Annotated in this window: 10 protein-coding genes; 5 read left to right on the top strand and 5 right to left on the bottom strand. The window is 34.6% G+C overall.

Translation table 11 applies throughout. The features are described from left to right. Positions 1 to 237: 237 nt before the first annotated feature. Positions 238 to 660 carry a hypothetical protein gene (locus tag HT736_RS02695; protein ID WP_050207428.1) on the top strand — a complete coding sequence of 141 codons (423 nt, stop codon included), beginning with the start codon at positions 238 to 240 and terminating at the stop codon, positions 658 to 660. A 21-nt stretch (positions 661 to 681) separates the two neighbouring features. Here HT736_RS02695 and HT736_RS02690 read toward each other — a convergent pair whose 3' ends face one another. The 3 genes from HT736_RS02690 to HT736_RS02680 all read right to left on the bottom strand — a co-directional run bounded on the left by HT736_RS02690 (position 682) and on the right by HT736_RS02680 (position 1856). After that, the gene (locus HT736_RS02690) at positions 682 to 1107 is read right to left on the bottom strand and encodes an ImmA/IrrE family metallo-endopeptidase (RefSeq protein WP_172930731.1); all 426 of its coding nucleotides are present in this window, start codon (positions 1105 to 1107) and stop codon (positions 682 to 684) included. 2 nt (positions 1108 to 1109) lie between these two features. After that, positions 1110 to 1442, bottom strand: coding sequence for a helix-turn-helix transcriptional regulator (locus tag HT736_RS02685; protein WP_172930730.1), 333 nt, complete (start codon positions 1440 to 1442; stop codon positions 1110 to 1112). Between the two features lie 111 nt (positions 1443 to 1553). Next, positions 1554 to 1856 (bottom strand): helix-turn-helix transcriptional regulator, encoded by a 303-nt coding sequence (locus HT736_RS02680; protein WP_172930729.1) that lies wholly within the window; start codon positions 1854 to 1856, stop codon positions 1554 to 1556. Between the two features lie 110 nt (positions 1857 to 1966). Here HT736_RS02680 and HT736_RS02675 point away from each other — a divergent pair, with 110 nt between their 5' ends. Continuing rightward, a complete protein-coding gene (locus HT736_RS02675) occupies positions 1967 to 2203 on the top strand; it encodes a hypothetical protein (RefSeq protein ID WP_050234550.1) in 237 nt (78 codons plus the stop codon). On the opposite strand, the gene HT736_RS02670 is transcribed toward HT736_RS02675, so the two are convergent. Together HT736_RS02670 and HT736_RS02665 are read right to left on the bottom strand one after the other, a co-directional pair. After that, entirely contained in the window at positions 2175 to 2492 is a 318-nt protein-coding gene (locus tag HT736_RS02670) for a hypothetical protein (protein ID WP_172930728.1), read from the bottom strand. The genes HT736_RS02675 and HT736_RS02670 overlap by 29 nt on opposite strands. Positions 2493 to 2893: 401 nt before the next feature. After that, a complete protein-coding gene (locus HT736_RS02665; protein ID WP_166731905.1) occupies positions 2894 to 3067 on the bottom strand; it encodes a hypothetical protein in 174 nt (57 codons plus the stop codon). A 1004-nt stretch (positions 3068 to 4071) separates the two neighbouring features. On the opposite strand from HT736_RS02665, the gene HT736_RS02660 reads away from it, so the two are divergent. The 3 genes from HT736_RS02660 to HT736_RS02650 all read left to right on the top strand — a co-directional run. Next, complete coding sequence (locus HT736_RS02660; RefSeq protein ID WP_172930727.1) at positions 4072 to 4482, top strand: helix-turn-helix transcriptional regulator; 411 nt, start codon at positions 4072 to 4074, stop codon at positions 4480 to 4482. A 425-nt stretch (positions 4483 to 4907) separates the two neighbouring features. Next, positions 4908 to 7493, top strand: coding sequence for an SEC10/PgrA surface exclusion domain-containing protein (locus HT736_RS02655; RefSeq protein WP_172930726.1), 2586 nt, complete (start codon positions 4908 to 4910; stop codon positions 7491 to 7493). Positions 7494 to 7636: 143 nt separating this feature from the next. Then, on the top strand, positions 7637 to 11549 hold a 3913-nt coding region (locus HT736_RS02650), incomplete at its 3' end, for an SspB-related isopeptide-forming adhesin (RefSeq protein ID WP_172930725.1).

The raw sequence follows: 11549 nt of genomic DNA, 5'->3' as shown, positions 1-11549 counted from the left end.
CTCAGATAAAAGGTTTTAGGAATTTTATTTATCATAATTACTCTAATTTGAATTTTTAAATTGTTGAGGGAATATTGAAGAAATCTGTTCCTGAAACGAAAGAATCTCTATATTCAATTATAAGAGAGTTGGAAAAGGAATTATAAGATTCTTGAAAATTATTGTTGGTCAGCTAAGGAGATTGATAATAAAAGTTAAAGATGATGATATAGAAATAGTTAGGAAAGAGAGATTATTATGTTTTATTTGATTTTGTTTTTGTTATTTCTTTTAGTCATATATGCAATAGTGTATTTCTTTGTTGCTTATATTTGGATAACTTTGCCACTGTTGGTATTTATCATTTTTATATCTTGTCGATATTATGTTGAAAGTAAAACTAGAGAATATAATTATAGTGATTTAGAATTGGGTAGAGTAACTTTTGAAAAATCTGCTAGTACGACAGAAAAGGCAAAGTTTAGAGCGTTGTTTAAAGATTTTACAGAGGTCTATTATACTGAAATTTTACAAAAAGGAAAAAATTTTGGAATAAGCGAGGATATTGAATTGAATGATTATGAGGTATATGAAGTTCTTTTTGGAGTGACAAAAGGGGAGCTAAATTTAGCGTTGAATGATGAGCTTGTACTATCACGTGAGATAAGATTTATTAAATAAGATATAAAAAATAACACTATCTTAGATAATGTTATTTTTTTTGTTTTCATTATAAAAATTTGTAGCTATTTCTTTAACGTAGTTTTCATATCTAGCTGGGATTTCAGCATTTTTAAGGTAGTCTTGATAGTTGAAGTGTTCATCTATTGGATATTCACTATTCACTAAACTCATAAAGTCAAGGATTCGTCCTTTTTCACTGTTGTTTTCAATGTGATTTTTAAAAGTATCAATTTGAGAAAGTGAATTGTTACAATCATCATTGATTAAATGCTGTTTTTCATGAAGAAGTACATTTATTTTTTCAATATCGCTTGTGTCGGAACGAAGAAAGATAAAGTGCTGATTATTTACAAGTACATATCTACCTTTACTTGATAAGTTGTTAAGAGTGATCACTTTACAATTTAATTGTTCTATCTCTTTTATAACTTTATTTAGGTTCATACTTATTTTTTGTTTGCAAAATAGTCTTTTAGGAAGTCTTTGATAATTTCACGGTCGTTATCTGTGATTGGTGTACCATCATAAGCGACTGAGTTATCAATAGCTGTGTCGATGTCAGCTTCTAAAGTTGAATTTGGAATATCCGTTTGACCTAGTAGATAATCAGTAGAAACATTGAAAAAATCGGCTAGTTTTTGTATGGTTTCTCTGGAAGGTTTGCGTGAACCTTTTTCCCAATTTTGATAAGAGGGTTGACTAGTTCCTATGTGTTCGGCGATTTCTTTTTGAGTGTAGCCCGTGTTTTTTCTTAGTTCTTTTAGTCGTTCAGAAAACATAAGAAATCCTTTCTAAGTAAAAAATAAAAATTTTTTTAAAAAAGTGTTGACAATATATCGAAAACGATATATAATAGATATATCGAAAGTGATATAAAATTTTAATTTCGATTACAATATGTCTTTTATAGTTTTCTTAATAAGTTCAACGGTTTCATCTGGTAGTAGTTGGTTCTTGTAAGAGATTTTATCGGCGTTGAGAATTGATTCGATACGAGCAGTTCCATCAGATAGAAGTTCTTCGATAGAAACATCAAAGAAATCAGAAAACATTTCAAGGGTGTTAAGGGTTGGTTTGCTTTTACCGCTTTCCCATTTTTGATAGGATTGTTGAGTAATATCTAACTCTTGAGCAATTTGTACTTGAGTAAGATTGGCTTTCAATCTTAAATCTTTTAAATTTTTAGAAAACATAAAAAAGTTTAAAAACCTGTTGACAAAACAGAAAAAAAGTTGTATTATAATAATACAGATTAAAAGCTGTTAAGTCAATACCTTTCATAAAATAAATGAGGAGTAGAGAATTGAAACGTTCAGATGTGGCATTATTAGTGGTAGAAATAGAGAAAGAAGCAGAGCGTGACTTTCCATATGTTCTAAACCTTCGGTATGGAATGAAGGAGGAGGACCTTTTAAAACGTTTTAGTGCAGAAGTTTTGGAAGAACTAAGACAAGCTTATAAAGAATATTCTGAAAAGCTATCCAGTATTTCTAAGAATTTACTTAATGAAGTTATTGAAACTCTTCCAAAAGAAGAGTAAGGTCACGGTAAAATAATTCTTTAACTGCAAAGACATCAGGTGTTCCTAGAGTGTCGATAAGAAGTCTAAGGTAGTTATTTTTAAATTTCCAATATTTTTTATCGAATTCATCAGTAGTATATGGAAATGATTTAAAGAAGTCAGTTTCCTCAAATTCACCAAATAACTCTTCGATTGTTCCGAGAGCAAGGGTTCGATTCGGTTTTTGTTCAAATCTTTCAGCTTTCTTGAATTCAGGTTCAATTAAAAAAATGAGTTTTGCATTGATTTCGTTTTCGGTATAAGGCATAGTATAGATTCCTTTATTTAATTTAATGGTTCTTTAGTACAATCAAGTGTGAGTTGGTTGTACTGCTAGAGCTATTAAAGCTAGCTAGAGTGAAACTTATCTGTATTTAAAATTTTTAAGAAGAATAATCAATAGTTTGCAAATATGAGTTTTGTTTCAAGTAAAAGATTGAGTGATTTTTTGTAAAAGTGATAACAGGTATAAGGTATTTCTCTAACTAACGATAGTAGTTATTGGTCTTTGAAAATTAAATAAAAAAACGTGTCAGGCAATGATAGACACTGACCAAACACGAATATAAAAATTTAGCAATTTAATTATACGTGAATTTTGGGAAAATGTCAAGTTGTCTGATGGTAGATATATTTCATGGAGTTTAGTTGTATTCAGAAATTTTAGACCTACATAGCAAGTTTTAGCCCTGAGGTTACTAGTTTGACGGCTTTATATCCTGGATTACGTCCCTCAACCCAATCTGCTTTGACCTGTATATTCAGGTGTTTGACGAATTCAGATTTCCCAAACTCAATGTAATTCTCAATCTCATCAAAGCTACGGAGAATTTTGATAGCCACATCTAGCAACTAGATTCCATGAAATGTATCTACAAAACTTTATAGATTCTAAACTCTTTGCTGACTTTTCTTAGTAGGACTAAGGGAAAAACAGATAACGTACAATTGCGTAGATTGTACAAAAAGTTGTCATTTTTGGGTAGTATTCAAAAGATTTAATGTAAAGGCGGACTAACAACTTCATAATGTTGTAAATGATGGATATTGTTTTAGTAATGATTCCAACCATAATGTTCTCTTTTCTAATTTTTTTGAAAACAAAAATCCAGCAAAGTGTGTTTCCATCTTACTAAGCTGTTTACGATATTTTGTTTTGGGTGAATTGGTATTATTATACCATAAGTAAATTGAGTTGGTAAGGAGTTTAGAGTTTGTAAAGTTCACGTTGGGTTTTTCGTCCTTTCACCTTAGTAGATAAGAAAAGGGAACTGACGGCTGTGGAGCAGTCAATGATACTTTGAAGAGGTAGCTAGAGTGAGATAGTGAGGCTTTATCGTATGGTCGGTGTGTAAGAGTAAAATCTTGCTAATGCCTTTGGGTAAGGAAGAGGGGGTATTGAGTTATCCTTAAATCTGTGACCTTGGCGAAGGGAGTAAGCTATATAGCTGAAAGTGTGCGAAGATAAGAGCATACAAAAAAAATAGTAACAAGAAAAGGCTTTGAAATATAAGCCTTTTTAATTTTACTCAAAAAACAAAATTAACAATCATTTGATTTTTATAATTCAGGTTTTGTCCTGATAAAGATTGAAAGTATTGTTAGTTTTCACAAGGGAATATAAGTAGTATTCTTTTATGCAAACTAACAATATGAGTAGAGAATAGAAAAGAGGAAAGATGGATATTTGGATCTACTTAGTAAGAGTTGGAATACTATTGTCTATGCTTATTTTATTTATGTTTTTGATTTATTGGATGTTTAGTCATTTGATAATTCTGTTTGTATTTGTATTGTTTGTGGTTTTCTTTGCGATTATCACATTAAAGTAGAGAGGAAAAGGATCTATGTTGAATGTGTCGATGGGACTTCGTTTATATCGAGAGAAGAATAATAAGTCGGAAGATGATTTAGCAAATTATCTAGGTATCCAAAAGAAAGCATATAAACGCTATGAAAGTGGAGAACGTGAGCCTGGTATTGATAAACTTTACAAGCTAGCAAAGTATTATAACTGTGCGATAGATGATTTTATTAATGTTGATGAAAAATTCACTGTGAAGCGTGAAGAAGTTTTGTCAACAAAGGACTTAGATAATCTAGGGTGTCACCATCAATTTTCTCATGGATTGGTAACAATGTTGACTAAAGGGAAAAGTTATGAAGAAACTGTTCGCTTTGCTGATGATAAGACTAAGTATGTTTATAAGAGTGAAGTGAAACGATTCTTACTTGACTTAGTTGAAAAGATTGATTAGTGGGAGAGAGGTGTGTTAAAATCGAAGAGTATGATTATAAAGAGGGGTTAAGGACATATTCAGAAGAATGGATTATAAAAGAGTATAATCGAATCTATAGTCGATTCTGCTGGAATTTGAAAATCTATGCTCATGTAAAAAATGGTGCTGATGTCTATGTATCATCAAAGAAATGTTGTGAAGATTTATATTATCAATTGTATGGTGTCGGTCAGTTGACTCGTAGTTATTATAGCAAGATAATTTCTAAAATTGAAAGAACGTATAGTCATTTCAGAGAAGATGGGGTGATTGTCGAATTTTAGAAAAAATGTTTAGTTTGAGAAAGATATTCTATAATAAGTAATATTATTTGAAGTAGATGGGTATAATCTTAGAAAGTCAGTTTTAACTGGCTTTTTTGTTTATAGAAAAGGAGAAATCAAATGGAAATCATGAATGAAGTTAAGAAAGTTATGTTGGCTAGTGTTATTGCAACCGCAAGTGTTGGAGTAACGACGCAAGTTACTGCAGAAGGGGTAAAGCCTTTAGAGCCAAATTCAGGTAACCAACAGAAGACTGCAACTCAAAAAACAGTTACAGAAACTGATGTTGCTATCTCCCAAGCAAATGTGGATCAGGCAAACACAGTTGTAAAAAAACAGGAGGAGATTGTAAAATCTAATCAAAACGAGGTAAACGATGCAGAGAAAGTAGTTGGAGAAGCTACAGAAGCTGTTACTCAAGCGGAGAAAGCTGTCAAGGAAGCTACTCCTAAAAATATCCAGGATGCAAAAGAAGATGTTTCTGTAAAAGAGGTTGCTGAGAAGAAAGCTCAAGAAGAACTATCTACTTCTAAAGAGCAACAAAAGCTGGCTGAAAAGAATGTTACTAATCAGGAAACAAATGTTACAGAAGCTACTAGAAAACTTGCTGACAAAACAAAAGAAGTTACAAATGCAGAACAAAGTGTAGCTGAAAAACAAGCTATTTTAGATGGAACTGGACTTGCAGATATTGTTGCCAATGCTGAAGCAACTAAGCGAAACTTAGAAATGAGTGAAGAAGCTGCATCACAAGCTCGACAAGATTTGGTGACTGCTAAAAAAGCGGATGACCAACGTGCTTCTAAACTGAAACAGGCAGAAGCAGAGGTAACGAGTACTGAAGGAACTAGGTTGGTGAAAGCGAAGGAGCTAGATCAAGCAACCATTCAAGCTATTAATGCTGAAAATCTGTATCGAGTAGCTAAAGAGAATCTATCTAAGGCTCAAAGTATCCTGGATAGTTTGACAACGACCTCTATCACTTATCCTGCTGGCTATGTAGAAGCTTTAAAGGCTTACTTCAATAATCCCACTGAAGAAAATTCAAATAAGTTACAAGAAATTGCTAAGAAAGGAATGATTGCTGCTGGATTTAGCTCTCCAGATGGTGGTGAGACTTATTACGGCAATCCAACTTCTCCCTTTAAGCAGAGTGAAGCAGATAAAAATGCTGTGATTGCTGATGTCAATCATTTATCTGCTGAAGTTCAAGATGAACTTGCCATTTTCAATGCACATTTGATTAATGATTTTCGTCGATTGATGGGAACAGATGATATTCCATTTTTAGTGAATCGAGATATGCAGAAAGTGGCACAGAAAGCAACTCAACTATCTACTAATCAGTACGGCCATGACCTAGACGCTTTGAACACAGTTGCGAAAGAAGTTGGTTTGAATCAAGGAAATCAAGGTCTGCTTGCTGAAAACATAGGCTTTCAAAATGCAGATGATGTAGTAACATTAGCTGATCTGAAACAACAAGCATACAACAACATGATTATGATGCTGTTTTATGATAAGCATGCTGATTGGGGCCATGCTTTAAACTTTGCAGGACTAGATCGTAAGTCAGTCACGCTACAATATATCGGTGTAGCAACCCGAAAGACAGATCTTGGTTTGATAGCGATGCACTATGTTGGAACAGATTCTAAAACAATTGATTTGCTGAAAAATGGTTTCCATCAAAATGTCAAAGTTGATACTAAGAACAATCTAGCTAGTCTCCAGGAAAGAATTCAAGAAGCTAGAAATTCTGTGTCACAGGCTCAGGATACTTATTATACTGCGAAAACGAATCATAAGGATGCTCAAGCTAGAAAAGCACAAGAACAGACAGAATATACTCAAGCAGAAGTTACTGCGCAAAATGCAGTGACTAATCGTAATGATATTCAGAATATTGCTTTAAAAACTTCTGAAGCAGAAGATAAGTTAAAGAAGGCGGAAGCAAATCTTGAAAAAGCTAGTTTAGAAAACAAACAAGCGCAAGAGGCTTTGGAACAGTTGAATGCAGACGTACAAAACAAACGTGAAGCACTTGCGTTAGCTAAAGATAAACTAGCTGAAAAACAAACTGAATGGAAATCACTGAATGAAGCTTTGACTGCTGAGAAAGAGGCATTGTTTGCTAAACAAGGTGAACTTACTCGAATTAAAGAACTTGTCCTCAGTCGTCAAGCCTTACTTTCAGAATCAACTGAAGCCTTGAAAGCATCAAATGAGCGAGTGGAAGTTTTGAAGAATGCCCCCCAACTCTTAGAAAATGCAAAAGCTAATCTTGAAGCTGCTCAAGAAGCTTTGAAAGAAAAGAAATCAATTCTAGAGTTAGCGCTAGCAAAACTAGAAACTGCGAAAGCAGATCAAAGAAAGGTATTAGAGGCTCATAAAGAGTTGTTGTCGGCTTATCATGATTATCTGGAAGCCCAACAAGAAATTGAGAATCAAAAAGAGTTGACTATTCAAAAAGCAAGTATTGAACAAGATGGAATTCATTCTGCTCCAGTAGTTCAAAATGGTAAGACTGCGAAGTATGTGCATGAGCAAGTGGCAAAAATCCAAGATCCAGCCTATCAAGCACCTGCTGCAAGATATGAATTACCTAAGACGGGGGAAAAATCATCTAGTCTTTGGTTCTTGGGGATGGTAACTATTTCACTTTTAAGTTTGTTGAAAATCAAACGAGAATCTAAGGAAAATTAAATTAAGTAAAGTCATCAAGGTTTCTTGGTGACTTTTTTGTTGGAGAAAGAAATGGAAATTATATATTTTAGGGCGAGGGCTCCTTCAAATTATATCGAACGCGAATAATATTGAATACTATATTAAAAGTTAAAGGAGAAATCATGAAATTCAATAATGAAACAAGAGCATTCGGATCAATCCGAAAAACAAGACGATGGGGAACGTGTGGAGTAATTCTTGGTCTAGCTGCCTTAGGTTTGATGACTAGTCCAGTTAGAGCAGATGAACGAGTAAATCCAAATCCTGCTACAAATGCGAAAAGTTTACAAGACTCTCCAACGGTGGATTCTACAAAAGACCAAGGTAGTGCAGAAAAATCAACAGGTTCTGTTGAAATTACTGTGGGTAGAGAAAAAGTAGAATCTGCGGTATCTGCTGCAAAAGAAGCAGGTTTAATTGTAAAAGAAACTGAAGTTGATGGTGGTTTGGTGACTAATTCTGATGAGTTAGCTAAGAAAACTGCTGAAATTGAGTCTAGTTATGACAAGCAAGCAATCACTATTGTAGACGAGTCTGAGAAGTATAAAAAGGAAGTAGAAACTCGTAAAGAAGAGATTAAAACGATTACTACTGAGAACAAGGAAAAACAAGACTCTTATGACAAAGCTAAAGCTCAGTATGATAAAGACTTAGCAGATGCTACTGCTAAAAACGCACAGATTGATAAAGAAAATCAAGAAAAGAATGAGCGTTTAAAAGCTGAGAGAGAGCGTGTAGCAAAAGAGAATGAGCGTATCAAGCAAGAAAATGCTCTTGCTAAAACTAATTATGAGAAAGCTTTAGCAGATAAAGCTAAGAAAGACGCTGATATTGATAAGGAAAATGCGGACGTTAAGAAAACTTACGAAGAAGCTTTAAACAAGTGGACTATTGAAAAAGGTAAGTCTGATGCTGGCTCAGCAAAATACAAAGAGCGATTAGCTAAGTATGAAAAGGACTTAGAAGAATATAAACGAAAATTGGCAGAGTTACAAACACAACGAGTCCAAGGTCGTACAAATGGGGTTACAATCTACGGTGAGTTTGACGAGTCTAAACGTGGTTCTCTTGCATACTACTCTAAATTGGCTGCCATCTTTGACGAAGATAAAGATTTGGAAGTTGTAGATGGTGCTTTGGGGGCAACTAAAGATACAACAATGACTTTGGATAATAACTTAGTTGAGGATACAGCTCATACAACTGACGGTTTCAGAAAGTATGGGGGTAAACTTATTAAAGGAATCCAAAAAGGTTCACAGTTTACTTTACATAATGTAGGTACTACAAAGTCAGGTAAAAAGATTTCAGCGACCTTTACTTCTCGTTCCACTCCAGTTCAAGAACATAAGTTGGATGGAAATAACGATGTATACACTTCTTTATGGGTTTGGTGGTACAAAAATGGAGAAGCAGGACCTGTCTCCAACGTAGGGTTTAACCCAAATAACTATTTAAATGTAGAGTGGGATATCAACTTCTTTGATGAATCTACTAAACAACCTATGAAATTAGGTTTAATTAACTTCTACACTGACCTTGACTACAACCAAGGTATTCGCTATACTTATGATAACAATCAAACAGGTGTAGTAGTAAATCCTAAAGATTCTAGGGTAAAAGAAGTAACCGTTCGAGGAGAGAAGTTCTGGGCGGGTAAAAAGACAAACGGTGTTCACAGTTATATCGATATTTCAGGTCTAAATCGTTGGGAGGATGGTGACCCTTTCTACGTTGACGTAGATGATGAGCGTGAAGTTCCTGTCGGTTCTATTCTTAGTGTTGGTAAAGGTACAACTCATCATTTAACTTACCTAGCTAATGTAGATAAGTCATTAACACCTTACTCTAAAGCTCAGTCTGATGCTTATCGTACTTATTGGAATGATGATAATAGATCACACGGTAAACCAGCAGAATCAGATTATGAAATCTTTAGGTCAGGTTACGCATTCCAACTTTGGGGCGGTCGCTCTGTCATTAATCAACTAGGTGAGCCCAAACCACCACTTAAAGAAAGCGAGCCTACAAAACCAAGACCTTTAAAACCTGAATATAAGGAGAAGGATAAGACTCCATTGATACCTCCTACGGAGAAACCTTTATTAGCCTCACCAAAAGATGAACCAGATACACCTCACGTTCCTACTCCGAGTGAACCTCCTACACCAGACTTAAAGCCTGTTCCAAATGAGGTTGCACCAAGAGAAGTTCAAGTTACTTACACTCGCTTGAGAACTACGCCTACTGTAGAAAAGTTAGTTAAGAACTCTGCAGGTACAGATGTAAATAATTCGTCAGTACCTAAGTTATCAGAAGTTGTTTGGGATTTGGAAACTAAACCTCTTGCAGCAAACAGAAAAGAAACTACAATTTACGAACTAACAGATAACCTACCTCAAGGGTATCGTTTAGATTTAGCAAAAACTGTAGATCAAAACCAAGACTTTACTGTAACCTATGATAAAGATAAGCATCAGTTGAAAGGTTTACTTAAAGCTGAAGGTTTAGTGAAAGTAAATACTGATTTAAGTAAAGCATATAAAACTCCAGTTCTTAAGGTTTATGGCACAGTAACAAATGATGGTGCAACCTATAAGAATAACTTCCATTTGAACTTAAACAATGAGTTTGAATCTTATTCAAATATTGTTAAGGTATCAACACCTGGTAAACCGAATGATCCGGACAATCCGAATAATAATTTCATTCAACCTCTTAAACATAATTACAATAAGGATAAAGTTATCATTGATGGTAAACCAGTTCTAGTTGGTTCGACAAATTACTACCATATTACCTTGGATTATGATCAATATAAGGGGATGAAGGCAGATCCATCTACTATTTTAAAAGGATTTGGAGCAATTGATGATTACCCAGAAGAGGCTGTTACGATTAATCAATCGGATATTCGTTATATTGACAGCGAAGGACAAGAAGTTGCTGGTATCTCAGTGTATCAGTATGATTCTATAGATGCCGTTGATAATGATAAGGTAAAAGCTTTTCTTGCTAGTTCTGAAATTAAGCCCAAGGGTGCTTTCCAAGTATTTTTAGTGGATGATCCAGAAGCCTATTTTAACCAGTATATTAAATCAGGAAAATCGGTTACAATTATTGATCCAATGCTAACTAAGGAAGAACTGCGAAATACAGGGAAATCATTTGAGAATACAGCTTATCAAGTTGATTTTGGTAACGGTTATCAAACAGATACAGTTGTAAATAATGTTCCTACTGTTAAACCAACCAAGAAGAATCTGAATAAAGCAGGCGTGAATATCGATGGGAAACAGGTCTTGGCAGGCTCTGTCAACTACTACACGGTAACGGCAGATTATAGTCAATACAAGGGTATTGAAGCAGATAAAGACCGTATTGGCAAAGGGTTCTATATCGTTGATGATTACCCAGAAGAAGCTGTTACCATCAATCAAGATGGTGTTCAAGTGACTGATTCTAAAGGTCAAGTAGTTAAAGGTTTGAAAATGGCTCTTTATGAAAGTCTAGCTAAGGCACCATCAGGTGTCCAAGAAGCCCTGAAGTCTAGGAATTTCACTCCGAAAGGAGCGATTCAAGTATTCGAGGCGGAGAATCCAGAGGAGTTCTACAAGACTTACGTGCAAGCTGGAGAAGTTCTGACCATTACCAATCCAATGACTGTTAAGAAGGAATTGGGTCAAACAGGTGGTAAATATGAGAATACAGCCTATCAGCTTGATTTTGGTTCGGCTTATGTAACTGAAACTGTAGTCAATAATGTTCCTACTGCGAAACCAACCAAGAAGAATCTGAATAAAGCAGGCGTGAATATCGATGGGAAACAGGTCTTGGCAGGCTCTGTTAACTACTACACGGTAACGGCAGATTATAGTCAATACAAGGGTATTGAAGCAGATAAAGACAGTATTGGCAAAGGGTTCTATATCGTTGATGATTACCCAGAAGAAGCTGTTACCATCAATCAAGATGGTGTTCAAGTGACTGATTCTAAAGGTCAAGTAGTTAAAGGTTTGAAAATGGCTCTTTATG

Origin of the sequence: Streptococcus sp. 339, assembly GCF_013277285.1 — a bacterium.
Lineage (GTDB): Bacteria > Bacillota > Bacilli > Lactobacillales > Streptococcaceae > Streptococcus > Streptococcus pseudopneumoniae.
The sequence above is the reverse complement of the archived record's forward strand: the minus strand, read 5'-3'. Positions and strand labels throughout refer to the sequence as shown.